26 protein-coding genes are annotated in these 25,143 nt (G+C 74.9%); 15 read left to right on the top strand and 11 right to left on the bottom strand.

What is annotated here, in order from left to right; translation table 11 throughout:
• Positions 1-37 precede the first annotated feature (37 nt).
• The 5 genes from QRT03_RS22110 to QRT03_RS22090 all read right to left on the bottom strand — a co-directional run bounded on the left by QRT03_RS22110 (position 38) and on the right by QRT03_RS22090 (position 3,210).
• On the bottom strand, positions 38-514 hold the full coding sequence (locus tag QRT03_RS22110; RefSeq protein WP_286055216.1) for a hypothetical protein: 477 nt from the start codon (positions 512-514) through the stop codon (positions 38-40).
• Positions 515-551: 37 nt separating this feature from the next.
• Entirely contained in the window at positions 552-1,160 is a 609-nt protein-coding gene (locus QRT03_RS22105; RefSeq protein WP_286055215.1) for a hypothetical protein, read from the bottom strand.
• Positions 1,161-1,201: 41 nt separating this feature from the next.
• A complete protein-coding gene (locus QRT03_RS22100) occupies positions 1,202-1,792 on the bottom strand; it encodes a hypothetical protein (protein WP_286055214.1) in 591 nt (196 codons plus the stop codon).
• Positions 1,793-1,882: 90 nt separating this feature from the next.
• Positions 1,883-2,623, bottom strand: a complete 741-nt coding sequence (locus QRT03_RS22095; protein ID WP_286055213.1) for a hypothetical protein — start codon at positions 2,621-2,623, stop codon at positions 1,883-1,885.
• Positions 2,623-3,210 carry a hypothetical protein gene (locus QRT03_RS22090; RefSeq protein ID WP_286055212.1) on the bottom strand — a complete coding sequence of 196 codons (588 nt, stop codon included), beginning with the start codon at positions 3,208-3,210 and terminating at the stop codon, positions 2,623-2,625. The genes QRT03_RS22095 and QRT03_RS22090 overlap by 1 nt, the downstream gene beginning before the upstream one ends.
• Before the next feature lie 33 nt (positions 3,211-3,243).
• Here QRT03_RS22090 and QRT03_RS22085 point away from each other — a divergent pair, with 33 nt between their 5' ends.
• Complete coding sequence (locus tag QRT03_RS22085) at positions 3,244-4,008, top strand: uracil-DNA glycosylase family protein (RefSeq protein ID WP_286055211.1); 765 nt, start codon at positions 3,244-3,246, stop codon at positions 4,006-4,008.
• Here the strand turns inward: QRT03_RS22085 and QRT03_RS22080 are convergent.
• The 4 genes from QRT03_RS22080 to QRT03_RS22065 all read right to left on the bottom strand — a co-directional run bounded on the left by QRT03_RS22080 (position 4,005) and on the right by QRT03_RS22065 (position 6,850).
• The gene (locus QRT03_RS22080) at positions 4,005-5,003 is read right to left on the bottom strand and encodes an FAD-dependent oxidoreductase (protein WP_286055210.1); all 999 of its coding nucleotides are present in this window, start codon (positions 5,001-5,003) and stop codon (positions 4,005-4,007) included. The genes QRT03_RS22085 and QRT03_RS22080 overlap by 4 nt on opposite strands.
• 190 nt (positions 5,004-5,193) lie before the next feature.
• Positions 5,194-5,367 carry a CsbD family protein gene (locus tag QRT03_RS22075; RefSeq protein ID WP_286055209.1) on the bottom strand — a complete coding sequence of 58 codons (174 nt, stop codon included), beginning with the start codon at positions 5,365-5,367 and terminating at the stop codon, positions 5,194-5,196.
• Between the two features lie 102 nt (positions 5,368-5,469).
• Positions 5,470-6,579 carry a DNA glycosylase AlkZ-like family protein gene (locus QRT03_RS22070; protein WP_286055208.1) on the bottom strand — a complete coding sequence of 370 codons (1,110 nt, stop codon included), beginning with the start codon at positions 6,577-6,579 and terminating at the stop codon, positions 5,470-5,472.
• Between the two features lie 4 nt (positions 6,580-6,583).
• A complete protein-coding gene (locus QRT03_RS22065) occupies positions 6,584-6,850 on the bottom strand; it encodes an acylphosphatase (protein WP_286055207.1) in 267 nt (88 codons plus the stop codon).
• 75 nt (positions 6,851-6,925) lie between these two features.
• On the opposite strand from QRT03_RS22065, the gene QRT03_RS22060 reads away from it, so the two are divergent.
• On the top strand, positions 6,926-7,621 hold the full coding sequence (locus QRT03_RS22060) for an alpha-ketoglutarate-dependent dioxygenase AlkB (RefSeq protein ID WP_286055206.1): 696 nt from the start codon (positions 6,926-6,928) through the stop codon (positions 7,619-7,621).
• 18 nt (positions 7,622-7,639) lie between these two features.
• Here QRT03_RS22060 and QRT03_RS22055 read toward each other — a convergent pair whose 3' ends face one another.
• Positions 7,640-8,107 (bottom strand): nuclear transport factor 2 family protein, encoded by a 468-nt coding sequence (locus QRT03_RS22055; protein WP_286055205.1) that lies wholly within the window; start codon positions 8,105-8,107, stop codon positions 7,640-7,642.
• A gap of 103 nt (positions 8,108-8,210) precedes the next feature.
• Here QRT03_RS22055 and ruvC point away from each other — a divergent pair, with 103 nt between their 5' ends.
• The 9 genes from ruvC (at position 8,211) to QRT03_RS22010 (ending at position 20,158) form a co-directional block, all read left to right on the top strand.
• A complete protein-coding gene (gene ruvC, locus QRT03_RS22050) occupies positions 8,211-8,780 on the top strand; it encodes a crossover junction endodeoxyribonuclease RuvC (protein WP_286055204.1) in 570 nt (189 codons plus the stop codon).
• 122 nt (positions 8,781-8,902) lie between these two features.
• The gene (gene ruvA / locus QRT03_RS22045; RefSeq protein ID WP_286055412.1) at positions 8,903-9,529 is read left to right on the top strand and encodes a Holliday junction branch migration protein RuvA; all 627 of its coding nucleotides are present in this window, start codon (positions 8,903-8,905) and stop codon (positions 9,527-9,529) included.
• Between the two features lie 19 nt (positions 9,530-9,548).
• Positions 9,549-10,622 (top strand): Holliday junction branch migration DNA helicase RuvB, encoded by a 1,074-nt coding sequence (gene ruvB, locus QRT03_RS22040; RefSeq protein ID WP_286055203.1) that lies wholly within the window; start codon positions 9,549-9,551, stop codon positions 10,620-10,622.
• Positions 10,623-10,670: 48 nt separating this feature from the next.
• On the top strand, positions 10,671-11,153 hold the full coding sequence (yajC, locus tag QRT03_RS22035) for a preprotein translocase subunit YajC (protein ID WP_286055202.1): 483 nt from the start codon (positions 10,671-10,673) through the stop codon (positions 11,151-11,153).
• A gap of 219 nt (positions 11,154-11,372) precedes the next feature.
• Complete coding sequence (secD, locus tag QRT03_RS22030) at positions 11,373-13,160, top strand: protein translocase subunit SecD (protein WP_286055201.1); 1,788 nt, start codon at positions 11,373-11,375, stop codon at positions 13,158-13,160.
• Positions 13,157-14,506, top strand: a complete 1,350-nt coding sequence (secF, locus tag QRT03_RS22025) for a protein translocase subunit SecF (protein ID WP_286055200.1) — start codon at positions 13,157-13,159, stop codon at positions 14,504-14,506. Before secD ends, secF begins: the two co-directional genes overlap by 4 nt.
• Positions 14,503-15,045: an adenine phosphoribosyltransferase gene (locus QRT03_RS22020; protein WP_286055199.1), complete on the top strand. Its 543-nt coding sequence runs from the start codon at positions 14,503-14,505 to the stop codon at positions 15,043-15,045. The genes secF and QRT03_RS22020 overlap by 4 nt, the downstream gene beginning before the upstream one ends.
• A gap of 102 nt (positions 15,046-15,147) precedes the next feature.
• Positions 15,148-17,571 (top strand): FUSC family protein, encoded by a 2,424-nt coding sequence (locus tag QRT03_RS22015; RefSeq protein ID WP_286055197.1) that lies wholly within the window; start codon positions 15,148-15,150, stop codon positions 17,569-17,571.
• Positions 17,572-17,863: 292 nt separating this feature from the next.
• On the top strand, positions 17,864-20,158 hold the full coding sequence (locus QRT03_RS22010) for a RelA/SpoT family protein (RefSeq protein ID WP_286055411.1): 2,295 nt from the start codon (positions 17,864-17,866) through the stop codon (positions 20,156-20,158).
• Here the strand turns inward: QRT03_RS22010 and QRT03_RS22005 are convergent.
• Complete coding sequence (locus QRT03_RS22005; protein WP_286055196.1) at positions 20,142-20,741, bottom strand: TetR/AcrR family transcriptional regulator; 600 nt, start codon at positions 20,739-20,741, stop codon at positions 20,142-20,144. The two genes, QRT03_RS22010 and QRT03_RS22005, sit on opposite strands and share 17 nt — an antisense overlap.
• Positions 20,742-20,826: 85 nt before the next feature.
• On the opposite strand from QRT03_RS22005, the gene QRT03_RS22000 reads away from it, so the two are divergent.
• The 4 genes from QRT03_RS22000 to QRT03_RS21985 are packed head-to-tail and all read left to right on the top strand — an operon-like array spanning position 20,827 to position 25,136.
• Positions 20,827-21,969: an acyl-CoA dehydrogenase family protein gene (locus QRT03_RS22000; protein ID WP_286055195.1), complete on the top strand. Its 1,143-nt coding sequence runs from the start codon at positions 20,827-20,829 to the stop codon at positions 21,967-21,969.
• An 11-nt stretch (positions 21,970-21,980) separates the two neighbouring features.
• On the top strand, positions 21,981-22,721 hold the full coding sequence (locus QRT03_RS21995) for an SDR family NAD(P)-dependent oxidoreductase (RefSeq protein ID WP_286055194.1): 741 nt from the start codon (positions 21,981-21,983) through the stop codon (positions 22,719-22,721).
• Entirely contained in the window at positions 22,718-24,352 is a 1,635-nt protein-coding gene (locus tag QRT03_RS21990; RefSeq protein ID WP_286055193.1) for a class I adenylate-forming enzyme family protein, read from the top strand. Before QRT03_RS21995 ends, QRT03_RS21990 begins: the two co-directional genes overlap by 4 nt.
• Positions 24,339-25,136 (top strand): enoyl-CoA hydratase/isomerase family protein, encoded by a 798-nt coding sequence (locus tag QRT03_RS21985; RefSeq protein ID WP_286055192.1) that lies wholly within the window; start codon positions 24,339-24,341, stop codon positions 25,134-25,136. Before QRT03_RS21990 ends, QRT03_RS21985 begins: the two co-directional genes overlap by 14 nt.
• The last annotated feature ends 7 nt before the right edge of the window (positions 25,137-25,143 follow it).

Genomic DNA, 25,143 nt, shown 5'->3' with positions numbered 1-25,143 from the left:
TGCGTCAATCCGGGCGATCGGGCGGGTGGGGAGCGGGTCAGCGCGACAGGTCGACGACGTAGACCGCGTCCGGATCCACGTCGTCGACCGCCGGCAGCCGGTCGATGTCGTGCGCGGCCTCCTCGCCGACCGCCCGCAGGCGCGTGACGGTCCAGTCCGAGCGCCCCTCCGGTTCGGCGTCGGCGAGCTCGCTGCCGGGTGCCCACAGATAGGGCTCCACGGTCAGCCACCCCTCGACCGACAGGTCCACATCGGGGTCCACGCGCCGGCTCGCCAGCAGAGCCAGCACCCAGGGCGAGCAGCACAGGACCGTGGTGCGCCCGACGGTGACCGTGCGCCCGCCGACCGTGGTGAGGCCGGGCCGGTCGGCGTCCTGGGCGAGCACGCCCGCGCCGTCCGGGACCGTCGCCGTCACCTGGAGTGCGAACCCCGTGCTCACCGCGTCGCCCACCGCGAGCCCGACGTACTCCCCGTCGGCCAGCATCCATGCCGGCACGACCGCGACCACCTGCACGCCGAGCACCGTAGGACCTCCCACCAGCAGGAACCCGTCATCCGAGGGTCGGAAACCGTGGCGTGTCGGGCACGCCCACCGGGAGCAGCCCCACGACGAGGACCAGATCGTCGTCGAGGTCGCGCGGGACCTCGGTGAGCCGCAGGCCCGGCCCCGGGCGCCACGACAGCCGCGGCGAGACCCGCAGTCCGGTGACCCGGTAGCGCTCCCGGCACAGTGCCACCTGCTCGCCGAGCGCACTGCCGGCGGCGAGGTCCGGGTCGAGGTAGAGCGCCCCGCCGACCGTGACGGGGCCCTCCACCGGCTGCGTCGTCGACCAGAACAGCGGGAACAGCCGCTCGCCCGTGTCGAGCACGCTGACCGGCGGCGGCCCGCCGGAGGCCGGCGTCGCCGTCAGCACCGTGCCACGGGCGTGCACCAACCCGAGCTCGTCGTGCCGCCAACCGGCCGGCCCGCCGTCGGGCGGCGACGTCTCCGCGACGAAGAGCGCGGGCGCCACGTCGATCTCCGCGCCCGGCACGAGCCCCTGCAACTCCGGGTCGTCGAGGAACGTGGACGGCAGCTGGACGGCGAGCTCGTCGTCGCGCGTGTGCCGGGCGGCCGCCCGCTCGGCCGCCCGCTCGGGCCGCCACCGCTCGCCCGCCACGCGGACCGGACGCCGCCGGGGACGCCCTCCCGGACCGGCCCTCACGCCGGCTCACGGCCCGGCTCGGCGTGGGCCCCGGCGTCGGCGAGGTCGACGAGGTAGAGGCAGTGCGCGTCGTCGTCCCCGGCTTCCGGGAGCTCGCGCACCGGCACCCCCACCACGCCGTCGCCGTGCCCGCGGTAGCGCCGCCAGGCGCGGACGACCCAGTCGCGCGCGTCGCCTGCGGCGGGCGTCGTCGCCGCGACGTGGAGGAGGCCCGAGACCTCGAGCCGGGTGTCCGGCCGCGCGTCGACGCCCTCGGAGAGCGACCAGTTCCGCCCGACGACCTCCAGCGCGCCGGGGGAGCAGCAGGGGTCCCCGTCCGGGCGCCGGAACGTGCCCCGGGCGTCGAGCCGACCGCGCTCGTCGGTGCGCCAGCGGTCCCGGCCGACGTACGCGACGCGCCACTCGACGGCGGCGATCGCGAGGGCGAGCCGGACGACGTCGCCGCGCCGGACGCCCCGCAGCGGATCCACGGCCTCCGACGGGAGGCATGCGGTCACGGTCACCCCCTCCCACCCGGGCAGGGGCAGCGGGAAGCGGTCGGGGCGGGACGGGCGGGCAGGTCGGCGGGTCCGGACGGTCGCGCTCACGGGGTTCCTCCTCGGGGACCACGGGTGTGTCGTCATCCCCTTGGAGTGCGCCGCCGCCCGATCGGTTCCGGGAGATTTCCCGCGGGCGGTTCAGGCCGGGCGGACCGTCGCGCCCCGCAGCCGCAGCCCGCCCGGTCCGCGGCTCGCGGGCCCCGTCACGACGACCTCGCTGCCGAGCAGCCGCGCGGCCGCGACCAGCGGGTCGCCCTCGACGTCGTACCCGGCCAGGACGCTCTCCACGACGACGTCCGCGCCGCTCTCGTCCAGCACGCGCAGCACGCGGCGGCGCAGGTCGACCCGGTCCAGCCGCCCCCGCACGGTGGCCGCCGCGCCGTAGCGCCGCGGGGCGTCCTCCCGCGGCCACGCCTCCCGGGACAGGGCCGCGGGCGCGAAGCTCACCTCCCGGAAGCGGGCGCCGCCGAAGGCCGCGGTCCGGGCGACCCGGGCGAGGGCGTCGAGCAGCTCGACGCACGCCTCGCCGAGCAGGGGTGTGGTCCACGACGGCGGCTCCTCGTTCCACAGGCCGCGGACCAGCTCGAACAGCGCGTCGGTGATCTCGTGCTCCAGCCCGTCGCCGAGCACGCCCTCCTCACCGACCGCGAACCGCAGCACCGTCGCCGTGCCCTCGCCGTCCAGGCCGACCACGCGGACGCGGGCGGAGCGCTCGACGACCCCGGCGCTGCGACCCGGCCGGGCCTGGTCCACGAGGTGCCGGCCGACCCGTGTGCTCAGCAGCTGCACCGCGGCCAGCAGCCCCCGAAAGCCGGCCGCGTCCAGCTCCCCGGGATGATCGGGCCCGCCGACCAGCCGGACCACCACCGCGTCGGCCATCAGCCGTCCCGGTGGTCCAGGACGGCCCGCCCGCGCGGGGAGAGCTCGTAGCCGACCGGCAGCGAGAGCGTGAGCCCGAGCGCCTTCAGCTTTCGGACGTCGATCTTGAACGGCGCGGTCTCGCGGCCGGCCGCCGCGGCGAGGTCGGGGGCCCGGCGGCCGGGTTCGCGGGCGATCGCCCGGAGGGTCGCCCAGGTCCACGGCCCGTGGGCGCTGCGCCGGTCCATCGCGTCGAGTTTCCCGGCGACCTGCTCGATCTCGGGTCCCGACGGCAGGTCCTGCGCGAGTTCGGTGCGCGGGTCGGGCTCGTCGAGCAGGTGGAAGCGCACGCGGAACAGCGGCGTGCCGTCGTCGGCGTGCCGCCCCGCCTCGGCCAGCGCCGCGGCCGCCGTCGGGAAGCCCGCCCGGCGGGCCTCGGCGTCGGTGACCGACGTCGGGTCTACCTCGCCGACCTCGTCGACCTCCAGCCGGCCCACCGCCGTCCGGTAGGGCCGCCCGACGCGCACCTGGGCCCGCGTCCACCGGCGGAAGGTGAGGTCGACCTCCCCGCGGGCGATCGGTTCCGCGAAGCGCAGGCCGAACAGCACGCCGCGCATTGTGGCGCACCTAGGGTGGACCGCGTGGTGCAGGACGAGCGACGCCCGGTGGCGCGGCCGGAGCGGGTGGTGTGGAACCGCCTCGCGCAGCGCCGCGGGGAGCTGTTCAGCCGAGAGCTCGACCCCGAGCGGCACGCCCACTGGTGGGCGCGCCGGCACGACGGGTGGGCGGGCCGCGTGAACCGCTGGGTCGACCGGCTGCGGGACACGACGCTGGAGAACGTCCCCTACGTGGACCCGACGGCGGCCGCGGACGGCGTGCGGGTGCTGGTGCTGCTCCACGAGCCCGCCGCCGACGCCGAGGACCACTGCGGGTTCGTCAGCCGCTACGCCAACGACGCGGTCTCGGCGAACCTCTACCGCGCCGCGGACCGGGCCGGGCTGGCCCACGAGGTGACGCTGCACTGGAACCTCGTGCCCTGGTGGGTGTCCAACCCGACGCACGGACCCCGGCGGCTCACGACGGAGGTCGTGCGGGCGAAGCCCCGGATCGGGGAGTTCCTCGACCTGCTCGGCGGGCCGCCGTCGGAGGTGGTGCTGCTCGGCGCCCCGGCGGCGAAGGCGTGGGACGTCCTCGCCCGCCGTGCGGGCCTGCCCTGGCAGCTCACCACCCCGACCGTGTCCCGCGCGCCGCACCCCAACCCGCTGGTGCACGACCGCCTCGACCCGCTCACCGGGCGGCGCAACGGGGACCGTCTGGTCGAGGTCCTGCGCGACGCCGCCCGCCGGGCGCGCGGTGAGGTGGTCGTCCCGCCGCGGGCGACCGGCACGGGCCGCAGGCCGTTCTAGCCGACCCGGGAGCTCCGCCGGGGTTCCCCGGCCAGGCGCGCGACCTCGCGGGCCGCGCCCCAGCTCAGCGTCACGCCGGCGGTCGCGTGCCCGTAGGCGTGCACCACCGTCCCGTCCCCGTGCTGCTCGGCCTGGACCCGCATCGTCGGGCGGCCGGGCAGCAGCCCGGTGTCCACCCGCAGCATCCGGGCATCGACCAGCCGCGGCTCGATCTCGCGGCAGTGCCGCAGGACGTCGGCGGCGAGCTCGCGGTCCGGGCGGGGGTCCTCGCGCCCGGTGACCCGGACGCCACCGAGATGCACCCGGTCGCGGTGCGGGATGATCGACACCCAGCTCCGGGGGTCGGAGGTGTCGACGAGGACCCGGTCGAGGCCCGGGTTGTCGGTGACGACGTACTGCGAGAACACCGGGCGGACCGTCGTGTCTCCGGCCAGCGCTCCGGCTCCGAGGCCGGCGGCGTTGACCACCACGGGCGCGACCGCGAGGGGCTCGGCGAGGTCCTGCACCCGCCGACGACGGACGCGGCCGCCGTAGGCGTCGAGTCGCTGCAGCAGCCACGGGACGTACCGGGCCATGTCGACGACCGGCATCCGGTAGCGGAGCCCGGCCCGGTACGCCGCGGGCAGCTCGTCGGCGGCGGCGGGCCGCAGGTCGGGGGAGAGGCGGGTCAGGGGCGGGAGCACCTCGTCCGGTTCGGCGGTCAGCGTCAGCCCCTCGACGAGCCGGACGCCGGAGCCGGCCACCCGGGCGAGCCCGCAGAAGTCCTGCAGGGACTGCCGGGCCCACGCCACCGACGTCGCCAACGGGGCCTGCGACTTCGGGGTCCAGACGCCGGCCGCGCGGGCCGAGGGCGTCCCGGCCGGGTCGTCCGCGGTCCACACCTCGACGCGGTGCCCGGCTCCCGCCAGCGCGACGGCCGCCGTGAGTCCGACGACGCCGGCTCCGACGACGACGGCGTCGGGCCGGGGTGTCGAGGGATCGGGGCCGAGCGGCACGGACGGACAGTAGCCGTACACCGCGGCGTCAGCGTCGGAGTCCCGCATGAGCCACCCGAACGGACATCCCCACCGGCGGGTGGCTCACCGAATGTTGCGGTTCCCGGACATTCGGTGCGCCGTGAGCGGTGGTGAACGACGACGGCGCCCGGACCGAGAGGTCACGGGCGCCGTCGGGACGAGCGGGAGATCAGGACTTGAACGCGTCCTTCACCTTCTCGCCGGCCTGCTTGAGGCTGCTCTTGGTCTGGTCGGCCTTGCCCTCGGCCTCGAGGGACTCGTTGCCCACCGCGCTGCCGGCGGACTCCTTGACCTTGCCCTTGAGCTCCTCGCCCTTGTTCTCGACCTTGTCGGCGTCGCTCATGGCGTCCCCTTCCGCAGGTACTCCTCGGATCACGTCGATCCGCTCGGTGATCACGTACCCAGTCGACGGGTCGGGGCAACCCTGCCCGGTCGGAGGGGCGACTCACGGCCCGAGCACACGCCGCCAGCGCTCCTGCTCGGCCGCGACGTCGTCGTCGGGCAGGGCCGTCTCGCCGGGGAAGAGCTCCACGTCGGCGACGTCGGACCCCGACCACGTCCCGACGATCCGGCCCGAGCGGATGACCACGGGGGCGATCCAGCCCGCGGTGCGACTGACCCGGGAGCGGTGCTCGGGCGGCAGGACGTGCGGGTCCCGGGTCCCGGGACCGAGCACCCACTGGTCGAACGCGGGCAGGAAGCGGACGGAGTCCTGCGGCGGGGGCGGGACACTCAGCCCGGGGACGTCGGCGGCCCGGGCGTACAGCGTCTCGGCGGCATCGGGGGCGCCGTCGGGGTGCATCGCGACCGGGACGATCGCGCCCTCGTCGACGAGCTCGGCGAACCAGCGGCGCAGGGTGCGCCGCGGGGTGGCGCCGCGCAGCAGCCACGCGTCGAACGTCTCCGGGCTCGCGGGCCCGTGGACGTCGAGGTAGGCGGGGACGACGGAGCGGGCGGCCGTGTCCGGGTCGGGCAGCTCGCGCCACGGCGGTGCGGTGAACGTCGGCCGGGAGCCGCGCGGCTCGCCGTTCACGAGCAGTCCCTGCCAGGCCAGGGGCTTGAGGAGCGTGCCCCAGCCGGATGCCAGGCGGCCGGCGAGCTCGGGGGAGACGTGCGGCGCGAGTGCGGCCACGAGCTCGTCCCGCGTCGGACTCGACCCGGCGACGACGTCGACGACGAGGTCGGCGAGCCTGGCGATCTCGTCCGCCGTCGCGAACTCGCGCTGCCACGCGCCCTTCTCCCACGACCGTGCGGCGGCGAGCAGCGCGAGGAGGTCGGGCGCGGCGGCGGTGTCGAGCACGTGGAGCGTGCCCCGCGCCGCCCACGTCCGGACCAGCGAGCCGTCCGCCAGACCGTCGCGCACGGAGGACGCCGCGGGGCCGCGGACCGCCACGGCCTGCTCGGCGGACGAGGTCACCTGCGCCTGCACCCCGAGGAGCCGGCCGGCCACCTCGACGGGCGAGGTGGCCCCGTCGCCGGACAGGAGGTGCCGCGCCTGCCGCCGGGCCAGGGCGTGCGACCACGGGACGCGCGGGACGTCGGTCAGCCCGGACACGCGCTCACCGCTGACCGAACCCCGAGAGGCCCTCGGGCTGCCGGTCGGTGACGTCCACGCCCGTGACCTCGGCCCGGGCCGGACCCTCGTGGGCCCACGCCACCAGCTCCGACACCGCGTCGTCCTCGCCCTCGACGACCATCTCGACGGTGCCGTCGGACCGGTTGGCCACCCAGCCGGCGACGCCGAGCCGGGCGGCCTCCTGCTCCGCGCTCGCCCGGAAGAACACACCCTGGACGGTGCCGTGGACGACGAGGTGCCGTGCGCTCATGGGGTGCTCCGTACCCAGCGAGCGCCCGGGTGACGCGACTTGCCCCGCCGTCGAACATGTGTTCGACTCTATCGCATGACGGCGGTGTTCACCCCCTCCCTGTTCGACGAGGTCGCGCTCGACGGTCCCGAGGTCGGGCCCTCGTGGGCCGGTGCGCACCGCACCCGGCTCGACGAGCGGTCCTGGGTGGACGTGGTGCCCGGCTGGCTGCCGGGCGCCGAGGCGTGGTTCGACCGCCTCGTGCGGGACGTGCCGTGGAACCAGCGGCTTCGCCGGATGTTCGACCAGGAGATCGTCGAGCCGCGGCTGACCTGCGGGTGGGCCCTCGACGAGGCGCCCGACCGGGCGCCCGAGCTGGGGGCGGCACTCGCCGAGCGCTACGGCGAGGCGTTCGACCGGGTGTCCGCGAACTTCTACCGCGACGGGGCGGACTCGGTGGCCTGGCACGGCGACCGGGTGCGGTTCACGCACCCCGCACCGGTGGTCGCGATCGTCTCGCTCGGCGCCCCGCGGCGGTTCGGCCTCCGGCCGGTCGGGCCGGCCGCGTCGACCGACCGCACCCGCGGGGCCGGCGGGACGCGTTGGCTGACGGTGTGCGGGGGCGACCTGCTGGTGATGGGTGGCCGGTGCCAGCACGAGTGGCAGCACACCGTGCCGAAGGAGCCCGGCGCCGGCCCGCGGATCAGCGTGACCTTCCGGCACTCCGACCCCGGGCCGGTCGCGGCCCGCTCGGAGCGCGCGCGGGACGTCCCGGCGTGGGCGCTGCGCTGAGCCCGGCCGCGGTCGTCCTCAGATCGGGATCTCCGACTCGTCCCCCTCGGCGCGGGGCCCGTGGATGCGGCGCTGCGACTCGTCGATGCGCAGGTCGTTGATGCTCGCCTCGCGGCGGCGCATGAGGCCGTTGTCCGCGAACTCCCAGTTCTCGTTGCCGTAGCAGCGCCACCACTGCCCGGCGGGGTCGCGGCACTCGTACTGGAAGCGGACCGCGATCCGGTTCCCGCCGAAGGTCCACAGCGCCTTGCGCAGCGCGTAGTCGAGCTCGCGCTCCCACTTGCGGGTCAGGAACGCGACGACGTCCGCGCGTCCCTGCACCCACTCGTCGCGGTTCCGCCACACGGTGTCCGCGGTGTAGGCGAGCGACACCTTCTCCGGGTCGCGGGTGTTCCAGGCGTTCTCCGCGGCGCGCACCTTGCGGGCGGCCGCCTCGGCGTCGAACGGGGGGAAGGGGGGCCGGGGCTCCTCGGCGGGGCTGCTCATGACGATCAGCTCACCACGACGGGGCGGTCCCGGGCGCGTCACCGCCCGGGTCGTCCGGGTCCGCTGGGTAGCGTGCGGCCCAGCCGGACGAGCGGAGCGACGGATGCGGGTGCTGGGCGTCGACCCGGGGCTGACCCGGTGCGGGCTCGGGGTGGTCGAGGGTGGCGGGGGCCGGGAGGTCCGCGCCGTCGCGGTCGACGTCGTCCGCACCCCGCCCGACGACGAGGTCGCCGCCCGCCTCGGCGCGATCGCCGACGCGGTGGAGCGCTGGATCGCGGAGCACCGTCCGGACGTCGTCGCGGTGGAGCGGGTGTTCAGCCAGCACAACGTGCGCTCGGTGATCGGTACCGCCCAGGCGGGCGGCGTGGTCGCCCTGGTCGCGGGGCGGGCCGGGCTCCCGGTGGCGTTCCACACGCCGTCCGAGGTCAAGGCGGCCGTCACCGGCTCCGGACGCGCGGACAAGGCCCAGGTGACCACCATGGTGACCCGGGTGCTCGCCCTCGACGCGCCCCCGAGACCGGCCGACGCCGCGGACGCGCTCGCCCTCGCGGTCTGCCACTGCTGGCGCGCCCCGATGGCCGCGCGGATGGCGCAGGCGGAGGCCCGGGCCGCGGAGGTGGCGCGCGTCCACGCCGCCAAGGTGGCCGCCGCGACCCGACGCCGGGCGCGCTAGACCGACGGCCCGAGGTCGCCCGATCGCGCGACGGCGGGTCGGGCCGGGACCGTCGGACCCTCGCGGTAGCGTGTCGAACACGTGTTCGTGGGCATGGTCGTGAGCGGGTGGAGGGGCAGGCGATGATCTCGTCGGTGCGCGGGGACGTCCTCGCCGTGGGGCTGGACCACGCCGTGGTCGAGGTCGGCGGCGTCGGGCTGGCCGTGCAGGCCACGCCGACCACGCTCGCCGGGCTGCGCCGCGGCCAGGCGGCCCGGCTCGAGACCGCCCTGGTGGTCCGGGAGGACTCGCTGACCCTGTTCGGGTTCGCCGACGCGGCCGAGCGCGAGCTGTTCGGGCTGCTGCAGACGGTCACGGGGGTCGGGCCGCGCCTCGCGCTCGCCACCCTCGCGGTGCTCGACCCGGCGGCCCTGTCCCGGGCGCTCGCCGACGGCAACCTCACCACGCTGATGAGCGTGCCCGGCATCGGGCGCAAGGGCGCGGAGCGCCTGGTCGTGGAGCTCCGCGACAAGGTGGCGCCGCCGGACGCGTCCGGAGCTGACGACGCCGGCGTCGAGGACGTGCTGTCCGGTTCGGTCGTCGCGTCGGGGACGATGCGCGACCAGGTGGTCGAGGCCCTCGTCGGCCTCGGGTTCGCCGCGAAGCCGGCGGAGAAGGCGGTCGACGAGACCGTGGGCGCCCTCGGCGAGGACGCCGGCTCGTCGGCGGTGCTGCGGGCGGCCCTGCACCGCCTGGGGCCGAACCGGTGACGCGGGTCGGGGTGCCGCGATGAGCGGCGACGAGCTGTCCGCCGACCTCGAGCGCGCCCTCGCGGCCACCCGGGAGGTCGGGGAGTCCGACCTGGAGAACCGGCTGCGCCCCGCGCGGCTCGAGGAGTTCATCGGGCAGCCACGGGTCCGCGAGCAGCTCGACCTCGTGCTGCAGGGCGCCCTGCGCCGCGGCCGCCCGCCCGACCACGTGCTGCTCTCCGGGCCGCCCGGGCTCGGCAAGACCAGCCTCGCGATGATCATCGGCACCGAGCTCGGCAGCGCGGTCCGGATCACCAGCGGCCCGGCCCTGGAGCGTGCGGGCGACCTCGCCGCGATGCTGTCCAACCTCGTCGAGGGCGACGTCCTGTTCATCGACGAGATCCACCGGATGGCCCGGCCCGCCGAGGAGATGCTCTACCTCGCGATGGAGGACTTCCGGGTCGACATCGTGGTGGGCAAGGGCCCGGGGGCGACCTCGATCCCGCTCGACGTCGCCCCCTTCACGCTGGTCGGGGCGACGACGCGGGCCGGCTCGTTGACCGGCCCGCTGCGCGACCGGTTCGGGTTCACCGGGCACATGGAGTTCTACGAGCCGTCCGACCTCGAGCTGGTGGTGGCCCGCAGCGCGCAGATCCTCGAGGTCGACCTGCAGCCCGACGGCGGGCGCGAGATCGCCTTCCGGTCCCGGGGCACGCCGCGCATCGCGAACCGGCTGCTGCGCCGGGTGCGCGACTACGCCGAGGTGCGGGCCGACGGCCGGGTGACCCGCGAGATCGCGCGGGCGGCCCTCGCGGTCTACGACGTCGACGAGCTCGGGCTCGACCGGCTCGACCGTGCCGTGCTCGCGGCGCTCGTCCGGTCCTTCGGCGGCGGCCCGGTCGGCGTCTCGACGCTGGCCGTCGCGGTCGGCGAGGAGCCGGGCACCGTCGAGGAGGTCTGCGAGCCCTACCTGGTGCGCGCGGGGATGCTCGCCCGGACCCCGCGCGGCCGCGTGGCGACGCCCGCGGCGTGGCGACACCTCGGCGAGAAACCCCCCGAACCGGACTCCCGGGACGAACCGGATGAGCAGGGCCCGCCGACGCTCTTCGGTTGAGCTGGCAGACTCGGGGGCGAGACCACAAAGTACCCGGATCGGAGAGAGATGGACCTCCTCTTCCCCCTGCTGATCGTCTTCATGATCGGCATGATCTTCTTCTCGAACCGTCAGCGGAAGAAGCAGCAGCAACAGCAGGAGAACCTGCAGAACGCGATCCAGGTCGGCGACGTCGTCCTGATGACCAGCGGCATCAGCGGCACCGTCGTGGACGTCGACGACGAGCGGACCATCGACCTGGAGATCGCGCCCGAGGTCATCACCACCTGGCTGCGGGCCGCGGTGCGGGAGAAGCTCTCGACCGAGACCGACCACGCCGCGGACGCCCTCGAGGCCGACGACGTCGACGCGGTCGAGCCCGCCGCGGAGCCGACCCCGTCCACCACGGTGCAGGCGCCCGCGACGGCGACGACCACCTCGACCGGCACGGAGCCGAAGGACGCGCCCCGCGGCGACGACCTCTCCGACCCGACGGCGGCGCCGACCACCAACGGGGTGTCCGCGGGCTCGAAGGAGTCGCGCAACAACTGAGGGGTGCCGTAGCGGACGGTTCGTCGCCGTCCGCCACGGGCCGGGTGCGGTCGTCGTCGGAGGGTGGTCCTACCCTGCGGTCAGGTCCTTCGCGGGCGGCCGCGGCCACGTGGTCGCGGCGCCCGGGGACACCGAGGCCCGGGCGTCCGGTTCGTCCGGGCCGCCCACCGCGAGGACCGATCCGAGGACCCGTCCCCGTCTGACCCTGGAGTTCGCAGCGTGGCCCCTCCCACCGTCCGGTTCCGGCCCGGGCGCTACCTGGCCGTGTTCGTGGCCATCGTGGCGGTCCTGTACGGGCTGGTGTTCCTGACCGGCGACGGTCGGCCGACCCCGAAGCTCGGGATCGACCTCCAGGGCGGCACGCAGGTCACGCTGACCGCCCGCACCGAGACCGGTGTGGCGCCGACGCCCGACCAGCTGAACCTCGCCCGCCAGATCATCGAGCAGCGGGTGAACGGCCTGGGCGTGTCCGGCGCGGAGGTCGTGCAGAACGGCAACAACCTCGTCATCACCGTGCCGGGCAGCTCGGGCGACCAGGCCCGGAGCCTCGGTCAGACCGCCCGGCTCTACTTCCGGCCGGTCACGAACGGCCCGGTCGCGGCGACCCCGCCGGGCGCGCAGCCGGGCCAGGCCGGCCAGCCGGGCGCCACCCCGGGCCAGGCCGGACAGCAGCCGGGCCAGGCCGGTGGCGGCGGAGGCGCGGCGACCCCCGGGCAGGCCCCCGGCGGGCAGTCGGTGCGCCTGCCCGCGCAGGACCCGACCCCGCCGCCCGCCCCCGCACCCGGCGGCGGCACGTCGCAGGACCCGCGGCTCGCGGCGGCGATCGCGCAGGCGAAGGAGACCCGTCAGAGCGCCGACCCGGCCGTGCAGGCCCAGGCCCTGACCGCGTTGAACTGCGCGGCCGACGATCCGCTCCGCGGCTACGACGACCCGGCGCGGCCCCTGGTCGCGTGCGACCGGGAGGGCACGGCGAAGTACGTGCTCGGCCCGTCGATCCTGTCGGGGACCGAGGTCGCGGGGGCGACGTCGGCACCGAACCCGCAGGGCGCGGGCTTCGTCATCAACGTCGACTTCAAGTCGGCGGGCGCGGGCATCTGGGCGCAGTACACCGGCGCGAACATCGGCCAGGCCGTGGCGTTCACGCTCGACTCCGAGGTCGTCTCCGCGCCGGTCATCCAGGCCGCGCAGCCCGCGGGCAACTCGCAGGTGAGCGGCAACTTCAACCAGGCGTCCGCCCAGGACCTGGCGAACGTCCTGCGCTACGGGTCGTTGCCGCTGTCCTTCGACACCTCGGACGCGCAGACGATCTCCGCGACCCTCGGTCTGGCCTCGCTGCAGGCCGGCCTGATCGCGGGCGTGATCGGGCTGATCCTGGTCTTCGTCTACTCGCTCTTCTACTACCGCGCGCTCGGGGTCCTGACGATCCTGTCGCTGGTGCTCTCGGGCCTGATCGTCTACGCGGTCCTGGTCCTGCTCGGCCGGGGGATCGGCTTCACGCTCGACCTCGCGGGCGTCGCCGGCTTCATCGTGGCCATCGGCATCACGGCGGACTCGTTCGTCATCTTCTTCGAACGCATCAAGGACGAGATGCGCGAGGGCCGCAGCTTCCGCTCCGCCGTGCCCCGCGGCTGGACGCGGGCCCGGCGCACGATCCTGTCCGGCGACGCGGTGAGCTTCCTCGCCGCCGTGGTGCTCTACGTCCTCGCCGTCGGCCAGGTCCGCGGCTTCGCCTTCACCCTGGGCATGTCGACGATCCTCGACCTGATCGTCGTCTTCCTGGTCACCCACCCGCTGCTGGCCCTCGCGTCGAACTCGAAGCTCTTCGCGAGCCCGGCCTGGTCGGGGCTGGGCAAGGTGGCCAACCAGACCGGCACCACCGGGACCCGGGGCGGGTCCGCACCCCGGGTCGGCGCCCGGCCGGCCGGCAGCCGGCCCGGTGGGAGCCGGAGCAGTACGACGAACCGCTCGACCACGCGCAGCGGCTCCGGCCGCGGAGGTGCCCGATGACCCGCGCAGGCGGCCGCGACCCCCGGGACGGCCGGGCCGACCCCGACGTCGACGAGCCCGAGGACCTGGTGTCCGACGATGCCGACCTCGACGCCGAGGAGGCCGGGGAGACCGAGGAGGAGGTCCCCGCGCGGTCCGCCGGACGCCGGGGGAGGCGCAGCCGGCTCGACGCCCTCTACGAGGGCAACGGCGGGCTCGACATCGTCGGGCGCTCGAAGACCTGGTACGCGGTGTTCGCCGCGATCGTCGTGGTCTGCCTGCTCTCGATGATCCTGCGCGGGTTCAACTTCTCGATCGACTTCGAGGGCGGCACCTCGGTGCAGTTCCCGGCCCGCGGCGCGACCGGGGTGGCCGAGGTCAGCCAGGTCCAGGAGGTCTTCGACCGGTCCGTCGGACGCCCCGCGGAGACCGTGCAGACCGCCGGCGCGGGCGACACCTCCACGATCCTGATCAAGTCCGACCGCCTGTCGCAGGCCGAGGTCGTCGCCCTGCGCCAGGCGCTCTTCGACCGGTTCCAGCCGCTGGACGCCGCCGGCGTGCCCGACCAGAACGCCGTCAGCGACAGCGCCGTCAGCGCGAGCTGGGGCGGCGAGATCACCCGGCAGGCGCTGATCGCGCTCGTGGTGTTCCTGGTGCTGGTGTCGGTGTACCTGGCGTTCTACTTCGAACGCCGGATGGCCCTCGCGGCGATCATCGCGCTGGCGAACGACATCATCGTCACCGCGGGCGTGTACTCGCTGATCGGCTTCGAGGTCTCACCCGCGACCGTCATCGGCCTGCTCACGATCCTCGGCTTCTCGCTCTACGACACCGTGGTCGTGTTCGACAAGGTCCGGGAGAACACCCGCGGGCTGCAGAGCACGACACGGCGGACCTACGCCGAGGCCGCGAACCTCGCGGTCAACCAGACGCTGATGCGCTCGCTGAACACCTCGCTCATCGCGGCACTGCCCCTCATCGGGCTGTTCGTCGTGGGGGTCGTGCTCCTCGGGGTCGGCGTCCTGGGCGACCTCGCCCTGGTCCAGCTCGTCGGCACGATCATCGGGGCGGCGTCCTCGGTGCTGCTCGCGACGCCGATCGTGGTCGACCTCGCGATGCGCGACCGCCTGTGGGTCCAGCAGGCCCAGCGGGTGGCCGCGCGACGCGCGAAGAACACCCGGCGGTCGCAGGACGACGGGGGCGCGGCCCCGGGGGAGAGCACGGACGTGCTCGACACCCGGGCGGTCGCCGCCGCGGCGGCCGGTCCCGCGCGCGACACCGGCGCCCGCAGCACGGCGACGGCCCCGCGTCCGGGGGCGCGTCCGGCCGGGAAGTCCGGCCGCCCCAGCGGCAAGCGCCGCCGGTGAGCCCCGCGACCGACCGGGACACCGTCGAGCGGCTGCTGCGGGACGTCCCGGACTTCCCCGAGCCCGGGATCCGCTTCTGGGACCTCACACCGGTCCTCGCCGACGCCGAGGGCCTCGCGGCCACCACGCGTCTGCTCAGCGCGCCGGCCGCGGCCGGGGTCGACGCCGAGGTCGACGTCGTCGTCGGGATCGAGGCGCGGGGCTTCCTGCTCGGCGCCGCGGTCGCGCAGGCGCTCGGCCTCGGGATCGTCCCCGTGCGCAAGCAGGGCAAGCTCCCCGCCGTGGCGGCCTCGCGCTCCTACGACCTCGAGTACGGGTCGGCCACCCTCGAACTGCCCGCGGACGTGCTGGCCCCGGGCGCCCGCGTCCTGCTCGTCGACGACGTCCTCGCGACCGGCGGGACCGCGGGGGCGGCGAGCGAGCTGGTGGAGCAGTGCGGAGCGCGGGTGGTCGCGTTCTCCGTGGTGCTGGAGCTCCCCGCGCTCCACGGCCGGGACCGCCTCGGCGAGCGGGCGGTGCACGCCGTCCTCGAGCGCTGACCACCCGCGGCGGGATCGACACCTCCTGTCGCACACCTCATCCTTCGTCGCGACCCGATGGTTGCCACAGCTAACATTCAGGGCGACGACGAGGGAGGGCGATTGACGATCCAGGCGACCGGCCACCGGGCGGGCATCGGACCCGACGACCCCGACGAGCCGGGCTCCCCGGCCGCGGTCCCGGCACGGCGGGACCCGGGGGCGGTCGCGGACCGCGTCGGACCCCCGACCCGGATCCGGCTCCGGGACCGCCTGCTCGCCTCGGACCCCGGCAACGTGCGGATCGCCCTGGCCACCCGCGCGGCGGTCACGCTCGCCGTCGCCCTGGGGTGCTCGGCGCTGCTCGCCCGGCTGCTCGGACTGGCCGGGACGCCGGCCGTCGTCGTGATCGTGCTCGGCGCGGTCCTGACGATGATCACGACCTTCACCGCGTCCGACCCGACGCCGGCCGGGCGCGCGGTCACGCAGCTCTGCCTGCCGGTCGCGATGCTGGTGGGCCTGACGCTGAGCACCCTGGTCGACCGGCACCGGGTGCTGTCGCTGCTGGTGTTCGTGCTGGTGATGTTCGCGGCGGTCTGGGTGCGCCGGTTCGGCCCGCGGGCGTTCGCCTGCGGGATGGTCGCGTGGATGGGCTACTTCATCGCCCTGTTCCTGCAGCTGTCGTTCGCCCAGCTCCCCGTTGTGCTGGCGTCGGTCGGCACGACGACGGTCCTGCTGCTCGTCATCGCCCTGGTCGTCGCCCCCCAGCGCCCGGCCCGTCGGCTGCGGCGGATGGTGGGCTCCTTCGCGGCCCGCACCCGGATCGCGCTCGCCGAGCACCGCGACCCCGCCCGGCGCCCCCCGTGGCGCCGCGGGGACGACACCGCGCACGACCGCGCCGTGCTCCGGGTCAACGAGACCGCGGTGCTCGTCGACGGCCAGCTCGCCGTCCCCGGGGTGTTGGCCGACCCGCACCGCGCCGGCGAGGTCCGGGCCGCGGTGCTGCGGGCGGAGGCGGCGCTCGCCCGGGCGCTGGACGGTGCGGGTGACGACGTGACCGCCGCCGAGGTCGAGCGCACCCTCGCGGACCTCGAGGCGGTCCTCGACGACGACCGGCGGGGGCGCCCCCGTCGCGGCGCCGCCGACGGGGAGCCCCCGCCCTTCGCGCCGGCCGCGGAGCTCTTCGCCGGCTTCCTGCCGGGCAGCGCGGCCACGGTGGGCCCGATGGTCGCCCCGCCCGACGGCGACGGGGGCGGGCGGACCGACCGCGCCCGCCGGCCCCTGGAGGGGATGCTGCTCAGCACCCGGCAGGCCCTGCAGATCACGCTCGCCGGCGGGCTCTCGATCGCGCTGGGCGACGCCGTCTCCGGCCAGCGGTGGTACTGGGCCGTGCTCGCGTGCTTCCTGGCCTTCACCGGGACCGCCACCGCGGCCGAGACCGTCCGCAAGGCCGTGCAGCGCACCGTCGGCACCGTCGTGGGGGTGGTGGTCGCGCTCGTCGTCGTGCCGCTGCTCGGGCACTCGACCACGGTCGCGCTCACCGTGATCCTGGTGGCGATCTTCGTCGGCTTCTACCTGTTCCGGGTCTCCTACACGTCGCTCGCCTTCGCGGTCACCCTGGTCGTGGCGGAGCTCTACGAGCTGCTCGGGACGTACTCCAGCGGTCTGCTCGCGCTGCGCGTGGGGGAGACCGCCCTGGGCGCGCTGGTGGGCGGGATCGTCGCGGTCTCCTTCCTCCCGACGACGGCGGTGCGGGCCGAGCACGCGGCCCGGGCCCGCCTGGCCGAGGAGCTGCGCGCGGCGACCGCGGACGTGGCGGCGCTCGTCCACGCCACGGGGGAGCGGCCCGACCTGCACGCCCGGGCGCGGGCCCTCGACGCCGCGGTCCACCAGCTCGCGCTGATCGGGGTGCCGCTCTCGCTGCGGATCGCCCCCGGGGGAGCGCGGCGGCGCCCGCTGCTCGCCCGCCGCCTCGCCGCGTGGGTCCGGTGCGCGGTCCGGGTGCGGGCGCTGGTCGACGCGGCCGCGGAGTACGAGCGCACCCGACGGTCCGTCCCCGGGCTGCGTCACGAGCGCGTCGGGGCCGCCACCCGGGCCGTGCAGGGGCTGGTCGACGCGCTCGCCGCGGGCCACGGTCCCGGCGAGCACCGTCACCGGCGGTGGGAGGAGTCCCCGGACGACCTGCTCACCGAGCTGTCCGCGCTGCACGGCGCCCTCGTCGCGCTGCACGAGATCGACCCGACCGCGACCCCGGCCGGCCCGTCGACCCCGACCGCGCCCGCCGGCGGGACCGGGGTGCACGGGCGGGTCACCGACGACGCCGGGCGGGGACTGGCCGCCGTCGTCACCGTGGTGGACGCCAACGGCGTGCAGCGGGGCCGGGTGCGCTCGGGGGAGGACGGCCGCTTCGCCGTCGGGACCCTGCCCGACGGCAGGTCCTGGCAGCTCGTCGTCGCGGCCGCCGGCCACGCCCCGCACGCCGGGCGGGTGGTCGGTGCGGGCGCCCACGAGGTCGTGCTCCGCCCGACCGGGCCCGCCCGCCGTTGAACGCCCGCCGCCGGCCGGCCTCTCGGGGATCCCGACGGGCCGCCGACGGTGGGTGACCGGACACCGACCGTGGCGGACACCGCCGCGGTCCTGACCTAGGCTGGACTGATTCCGGGAACGACGGCGTCCTGCAGACGCAGGAGAGCCGGGACCAGCGGAGGTGACCGTGAGCCAGGACCTGGGACCGGCCGAGACGGTCAGCGACGAGTCCGCCCCGGCCGAGGGCGACGCGCGCGGTGACCTGCCCGAGGTCGGGCACGCCGAGCCGCGCGAGGCCCGTCGTCTGGAACCCGTGGGTGGTGCGGCCGGCGGACGCCCGCGGTCCGCGACGCGGCGGGTCCGCGCCCGGATCGCCCGGCGGATCACCGCCCAGCGCACCGGGCCGGTCAAGCCGGTCCTCGAGCCGCTGGCGACGGTCCACCGGGAGCTGCACCCGAGCGCGGATCTCGCGATCCTGCAGCGGGCCTACGACACCGCGGAGGCCTCCCACGAGGGCCAGATGCGCAAGTCCGGCGACCCGTACATCACCCACCCGCTCGCGGTCGCGACGATCCTCGCCGAGCTGGGGATGGACACCACGACGCTGACGGCGGCGCTGCTGCACGACACCGTCGAGGACACCGACTACTCGCTGGAGAAGCTGGCCGCGGACTTCGGGGCCGAGGTCGCGCACCTCGTCGACGGGGTGACGAAGCTCGACAAGGTCCAGCTCGGTGCGGCGGCCGAGGCGGAGACGATCCGCAAGATGGTCGTGGCGATGGCGCGCGACCCGCGCGTGCTCGTCATCAAGCTGGCCGACCGGCTGCACAACATGCGCACGATGCGCTTCCTCAAGCCGGAGAAGCAGGCCAAGAAGGCGCGGGAGACCCTCGAGGTGCTCGCCCCGCTGGCCCACCGGCTCGGGATGTCCACGGTGAAGTGGGAGCTCGAGGACCTCGCGTTCGCGATCCTGCACCCGAAGCGCTACGACGAGATCGTCCGCCTGGTCGCCGACCGCGCCCCGTCGCGCGACACCTACCTGCGCACCGTGATCGACGAGGTGTCGGGCCAGCTCGAGGCCGCGCGGGTCAAGGCCGAGGTGCTCGGTCGCCCGAAGCACTACTACTCGATCTACCAGAAGATGATCGTCAAGGGGAAGGACTTCGACGACATCCACGACCTGGTGGGCGTGCGCATCCTCGTCGAGGACGTGCGCGACTGCTACGCCGCGATGGGCATGGTCCACGCGCTGTGGCAGCCGATGCCGGGGCGGTTCAAGGACTACATCGCCCAGCCGCGCTTCGGGGTCTACCAGTCGCTGCACACCACGGTGATCGGGCCGGACGGGCAGCCGCTCGAGGTGCAGATCCGCACCCACGAGATGCACCGGACCGCCGAGTACGGCATCGCGGCGCACTGGCGCTACAAGGAGACGAAGGGGATCGCGGCCGCCGGCGGGCTGGAGCTCGACGAGATGGCCTGGATGCGCCAGCTCCTCGACTGGCAGCGGGAGGCCGCCGACCCGGGCGAGTTCCTCGAGTCGCTGCGCTACGACCTGGCGACCCGCGAGATCTTCGTGTTCACGCCGAAGGGCGACGTGATCACGCTCCCCGCAGGGTCCACCCCGGTGGACTTCGCCTACGCGGTGCACACCGAGGTCGGCAACAAGTGCATCGGGTCGCGGGTCAACGGGCGGCTGGTGGCGCTCGAGCGGCAGCTCGAGAACGGTGAGGTCGTCGAGATCTTCACCTCGAAGGCCGAGACCGCGGGGCCGTCGAAGGACTGGATCGGCTTCGTCTCGTCGCCGCGCGCGAAGCAGAAGATCAAGCAGTGGTTCGCCAAGGAGCGCCGCGAGGAGGCGATCGAGGAGGGCAAGGAGTCGATCACCCGCGAGGCGCGGCGCACCGGGCTGCCGCTGCAGCGCCTCGTCAGCGCGGACTCGATGGGCGCCCTCGCCCGCGAGCTGCGCTACACCGACGTCTCCGCGCTGTACGCCGCGGTGGGGGAGCACCACGTCTCCGCCCGCCACGTGGTGCAGCGCCTCGTCGCGCTGCTCGGCGGCGTCGAGCAGAACGAGGACGAGCTCGCCGAGCGCGCCACGCCGTCGACGGTCCAGCGCCGCCGCGGCACCGGCGACGTCGGCGTCGTCATCAACGGGATGGACGACGACGGCGACTCGTCCACCGACATGTGGATCAAGCTCGCCCGCTGCTGCACGCCGGTGCCCGGCGACGAGATCCTCGGCTTCGTCACCCGCGGCGGCGGGGTCTCGGTACACCGGACCGACTGCACCAACGCCGACGACCTGCGCTCCGAGCCCGAGCGGCTCATGGACGTCAGCTGGGCCTCGTCGTCGACCGCGGTGTTCCTGGTCGCGATCCAGGTCGAGGCGCTCGACCGGCACCGGCTGCTCTCCGACATCACGAAGGCCCTCGCGGACGAGAAGGTCAACATCCTGTCCGCATCGGTGACCACGTCGCGCGACCGCGTCGCCGTGAGCCGGTTCAGCTTCGAGATGGGCGACCCGAAGCACCTCGGGCACGTCCTGCGGGTGGTGCGCAACGTCGAGGGCGTCTACGACGTCTACCGGGTCACCTCGGCGAGCTGACCAGTCGGACCAGGGTGTCCGCGAGGTCGTCGATCGCCTGCTCGCGGGCCTCGGCGGCCAGGTGCGCGCACCACAGCGGGGCCTGGCTCATCGTGGCGTGCATCGCCTGCAGCGTGGCGTCGACGGAGACGACCGCGAAATCGCCCGCCTCCACCCCGGCGGTGATCTCGCGGCGGAAGACCAGGTCGTGGCGCCGGCGGAGCTCGCGGATGCGCATCCGGAGGGCGGCCGGCCACGAGTCCGGGACCAGGAAGAGCCGCAGCGCCGCGGGGTACTCGTGCACCGCGATCGCGATGTGCTCGCGCAGCAGCGCCCGGAGCCGCTCGTCGCGGGGTCGGTCGCCCGTGGACGTGGCCAGGGCCTCCAGCCGCTCGGTCCAGTCGGTCCCGAGGGTCTCGATCGCCGCCGTCGCCAGTTCGTCCTTGCCCGCGAAGTAGTAGTAGAGCGACCCCTTCGTGACGTCGAGCCGCTCCGCGACCTCCTCGAGCGTCGACGCCTCGTAGCCGCGCTCGCCGAACACCTCCGCCGCGACCGCGACGATGCGCCGGACCCGCTCGTCGCGCTTGCGTTGGACCCGGCTCACGCCCTGCACCCTAACCCATCGGTCATCTCTTGACTCTTGGGTCAAAGTTCGGCACGTTCGTCGACACCGAGGACGGAGGCCGAGGATGGACTTCGAGCTCACCGACCCCCAACGCCGCGTCCGCGACACGGCCCGGGAGGTCGCGACGAGCACGCTGCTGCCGGGGTACGCCGAGCGGGCGCGCGCCGGCCGCGTCGAGCCGGCCCTGCGCCGGGAGCTGGGTGGTCTCGGCCTGATCGCGCCGGAGCTGCCGGTCGAGGTGGGCGGCCGGGGCACGGACCGCGTCACGACCGGTCTGGTCTGTGAGGAGCTCGCGCGGGGCGACCTGAACGTCGTGTACCTGCAGGTCGTGGGCTCGCTCGTCGGGCAGATCCTCGTCGGATGTGCCCCGGAGCTGGCGGCGGAGTGGGTCCCGCGGATCACGTCCGGCGACCAGGTCGTCGGGATCGGGCTGACCGAGCCGCACGGCGGGTCGGACGCCGGGGTGCCACGTATGACGGCGGCTCGTGACGGCGCCGGCTGGCGGCTGCACGGGACGAAGTCGCTCTCGTTCGCCGCCGACGCGGCCGCGGTCGTCGTGTTCGCCCGCACCGAGGAGGCCGGGCGCGGCCGCGGGATCAGCGCGTTCCTCGTCCCGCTCGACGCCGAGGGCGTCACGCGCGAAGCCTTCCCGGACATCGGGACGGCGGCCGTGGGTCGCGGGGCGGTGCACTTCGACGGCGTGCACGTCCCGGCGGAGAACCTGATCGGCGCCGAGGGCAGTGCGTTCAGCCAGGTGATGCAGGGCTTCGACTTCAGCCGCGCCCTGATCGGCCTGCAGTGTCTCGGGGCGGCCGAGCAGTCGGTGGACGAGACCTGGGCCTACGTCTCCGAGCGGGAGGCGTTCGACCGGCCGCTCTCGTCCCAGCAGGGCGTCGCGTTCCCGCTGGCGGAGGCGGAGACCCTGCTCGCGGCCGCCCGCCTGCAGTGCCTGGAGACCCTGTGGCGCAAGGACACCGGGCGCCCGCACACCGCGCAGGCCGCGATGTGCAAGTGGTGGGCCCCGAAGACCGCCCACGACGCGATCACCACCTGCCTGCTGCTGCACGGGCAGTACGGCTACCGCGCGGAGAAGCCGTTCGACCAGCGGATGCGGGACGTCCTCGGTCTGCAGATCGGCGACGGCACCGCCCAGATCATGAAGCTCGTCATCGCCCGGCAGCGCGTGGGCCGGGCGCTCGCACCCTAGGAGGACCACGGATGGGCAGGCACGACGGGAAGGTCGCGATCGTCACCGGCGCCGGGCGCGGGATCGGGCGGGCGATCGCGGAGACACTGGCGGCCGAGGGCGCGACGGTCGTCGCGACCGACGTCGACGAGGGATCGGCGAAGGACACCGCGCAGGCGGTCGGGGGCACCGGGATCGCCGCCGACGTCAGCGACCGCGCGGCGGTCGACGCCCTGGTCGCCCAGGTGCGCGCGGAGCACGGCCGCATCGACGTCCTGGTGAACAACGCCGGGTACGACGAGGTCGGGCCGTTCGTGGACTCCGACCCGGACCGGTGGGGCCGCATCGTCGGGATCAACCTCTACGGCGTGCTGAACACTTGTCACGCGGTCCTGCCCGTGATGGTGGAGCAGGGTGGCGGCGCGGTGGTCAACCTCGGTTCCGACGCCGGCCGGGTCGGGTCCTCCGGCGAGGCGGTCTACTCCGCGGCCAAGGGCGGCGTCATCGCCTTCACCAAGACGATCGCGCGGGAGATGGCCCGCCACCAGGTGCGGGCCAACTGCGTGTGCCCCGGGCCGACGGACACCGCGCTGTTCGCCTCCGTGGTCGAGGGGAACGACAAGCTCCGCGACGGGCTGATCCGGGCCATCCCGCTGCGCCGCCTCGCGCAGCCCGGTGACCTGGCCCCGATGGTCGCGTTCCTCGCCTCGGACGAGGCCGGCTTCGTCACCGGTCAGACCGTGAGCGTCAGCGGCGGGATGTCGATGTCATGACCTACACGTACGACCCCACCGCGTACCGCCGGTTCTTCGAGCACTCCTTCACCTACCTCGCCGGCTTCCGGCGGACCGCATCCCGGTTCGCGGGGCGGACAGCCATGACCGACCCGGCGACCGGCACCGCGTGGACCTACGGCGAGCTCGCCGCCGACGTCGTCCGCCTCGCCGCGGGGCTCGCGGCCGCCGGGGTCCGGGCCGGCGACGTCGTCACGTACCAGCTCTACAACTCCCCGGAGTTCGCGCGCCTCTACCTCGCCACCCAGGCCCTCGGCGCCGTCGGCTCGCCGATCAACTTCCGGCTGGCGTCCGGCGAGGTGGCGCACGTGCTCGCCGACAGCGCGCCGCGGGTGTTCGTCTACGACGCCTCGTTGCAGGAGACCGTGGCCGAGGCCCTGCGCCGCAGCCCGCACCGACCCGACGTCGTGATCGCGGTGGGGGAGGGCGAGGCGCTCGCCGACCTGCTGCCGGCCGGTGGGCCGGTCCCGGCGCCGGAGCGGACGGTCTACGACGAGACCACCCGGCTCTACACCTCGGGCACCACCGGGATGCCGAAGGGCGTCCCGCTGAACAGCCTGGTCGAGGTGTTCAGTGCGCACGACGTGGCGATGCACTTCCCGCTCGGGCCGGAGGACGTCACGCTGAACATGACGCCGTGGTTCCACCGCGGCGGGCTGTACTCGGGCGGGCCGAACCCGGCGTTCTACGTCGGCGCGCAGGTCGTGCCGCTGCGGGCGTTCGACGCCGAGCACGTCCTCGACCTGGTCGAACGGCACGGCCTGACGTTCCTCGTCGGAGCGCCGACGAACCTCGCGATGCTCGCGGCGGCCCAGGAGCTGCGCCCGCGGGACCTCTCGACGCTGCGCGGCATCGTCACGATGGGGGCGCCGCTGGAGCGGGAGGCGTGCCTGCGCTACCAATCCGTGCTCACCGAGCGCATCTTCAACGGGTACGGGACGACGGAGTCGTTCTGGAACACGTTCCTGCGCCCCGCCGACCTGCCCGAGCACGCCGGCGCGGCGGGGCGGGCGTGCACGGACGACGAGGTGCGGGTGGTCTCGATCGGGGGCGGGGCGTCGGACCCGGTGCCGAAGGACGCGACGACGGTCGGTGAGGTGATCGTCCGCTCGCCGAAGGCCGGCTACGGCTACGTCAACGCCCCCGACCAGGAGACGGCGAAGTTCGACGCCGACGGCTGGATCCACCTCGGCGACCTCGCGACGTGGGACGCGGGGGAGTTCGTGACGATCGTCGGGCGGGCCGACGACATGCTCGTCTCCGGCGGCGAGAACGTGCACCCGGTCCAGGTCGAGGAGGCCCTCAACGAGCTCCCCGGTGTCGCGGACTCCCTGGTCGTGGGCGTGCCCGACGAGCGGTGGGGACGGCGGGTGGTGGCGTACGTCGTGCGGGCCGACCCGGGCCTGACCGCCGAGCAGTGCGAGGCGCACTGCCGCGACCACCCGATGCTCTCGCGCTACAAGCGGCCGCGGGCGTACCGGTTCGTCGAGACGCTGCCGCTCACCGCGACCGGGAAGAAGATTCACTACCGGGCGACCGAGCAGGCGGCCGCGGACGTCGCGGGCGGGCTGTTCACCGACGTGCGAGGAGGAACGAGTGTCCTGGGATGACTACGGGCAGCTGCTGTTCGAGCGCCGTGACCACGGCGTCCTGCTGATCACGATCAACAACCCGGACAAGTACAACGCCACCGACGAAGGGCTCCACGGTGAGCTGGCCCGGGTGTGGCGGGACGTGGACGCGGACCCGTCGGTGCGGGTCGCGGTGGTGACCGGGGCCGGGAAGGCGTTCTCCGCGGGCGGCGACCTGGCGATGGTGGAGCGGATGGCGGGTGACCACGCGCGGGTCTCGCACATGCTCAAGGAGATGTCCGAGCTGGTCTACGGGATCATCGACTGCGAGAAGCCGATCATCTCGGCGATCAACGGGGTCGCGGTCGGCGCCGGCGTGGTGGTGGCGCTGCTCGCCGACGTCGCGATCGCGGCCGAGGACGCCAAGCTCGGCGACGGGCACGTCAAGCTGGGCGTCTCCGCGGGCGACCACGCGGCGATCATCTGGCCGCTGCTCGCCGGCATGGCCAAGGCGCGGTACTACCTGCTCACCGGCGAGATGGTGACCGGCGCCGAGGCGGAGAAGCTGGGCATGGTGGCGAAGGCGCTGCCACGGGACCAGGTGCTCGACGAGGCGCTGCGCGTCGCGGACGTGCTCGCGACGGGGTCCCAGCAGGCGATCCGGCTGACCAAGAAGTCGCTGAACAACTGGCTGCGGGCGATGGGTCCGACCTTCGACCAGTCGGCGGCCTACGAGATGCTCTGCTTCCTCGGCCCGGACGTGCACGAGGGCGTGGCGGCGCTGCGGGAGAAGCGGGCGCCCGTGTGGCCTTCGGCCAGGTGAGCAGAAA

It is taken from the genome of Actinomycetospora termitidis (genome assembly GCF_030286555.1).
GTDB lineage: Bacteria > Actinomycetota > Actinomycetes > Mycobacteriales > Pseudonocardiaceae > Actinomycetospora > Actinomycetospora termitidis.
The sequence above is the reverse complement of the archived record's forward strand: the minus strand, read 5'-3'. Positions and strand labels throughout refer to the sequence as shown.

Bases quoted from the DNA above. Each gene is read 5' to 3' on its own strand.
- yajC (WP_286055202.1), top strand. From the start codon at position 10,671: ATGGACCTCCTCTTCCCCCTGCTGATCGTCTTCATGATCGGCATGATC.
- QRT03_RS22055 (WP_286055205.1), bottom strand. From the start codon at position 8,107: ATGAGCAGCCCCGCCGAGGAGCCCCGGCCCCCCTTCCCCCCGTTCGAC.
- QRT03_RS22075 (WP_286055209.1), bottom strand. From the start codon at position 5,367: ATGAGCGACGCCGACAAGGTCGAGAACAAGGGCGAGGAGCTCAAGGGC.
- QRT03_RS21995 (WP_286055194.1), top strand. From the start codon at position 21,981: ATGGGCAGGCACGACGGGAAGGTCGCGATCGTCACCGGCGCCGGGCGC.
- ruvA (WP_286055412.1), top strand. From the start codon at position 8,903: ATGATCTCGTCGGTGCGCGGGGACGTCCTCGCCGTGGGGCTGGACCAC.
- ruvC (WP_286055204.1), top strand. From the start codon at position 8,211: ATGCGGGTGCTGGGCGTCGACCCGGGGCTGACCCGGTGCGGGCTCGGG.
- QRT03_RS22060 (WP_286055206.1), top strand. From the start codon at position 6,926: ATGACGGCGGTGTTCACCCCCTCCCTGTTCGACGAGGTCGCGCTCGAC.
- QRT03_RS22095 (WP_286055213.1), bottom strand. From the start codon at position 2,623: ATGGCCGACGCGGTGGTGGTCCGGCTGGTCGGCGGGCCCGATCATCCC.
- QRT03_RS22065 (WP_286055207.1), bottom strand. From the start codon at position 6,850: ATGAGCGCACGGCACCTCGTCGTCCACGGCACCGTCCAGGGTGTGTTC.
- QRT03_RS21990 (WP_286055193.1), top strand. From the start codon at position 22,718: ATGACCTACACGTACGACCCCACCGCGTACCGCCGGTTCTTCGAGCAC.
- QRT03_RS22000 (WP_286055195.1), top strand. From the start codon at position 20,827: ATGGACTTCGAGCTCACCGACCCCCAACGCCGCGTCCGCGACACGGCC.
- ruvB (WP_286055203.1), top strand. From the start codon at position 9,549: ATGAGCGGCGACGAGCTGTCCGCCGACCTCGAGCGCGCCCTCGCGGCC.
- secF (WP_286055200.1), top strand. From the start codon at position 13,157: ATGACCCGCGCAGGCGGCCGCGACCCCCGGGACGGCCGGGCCGACCCC.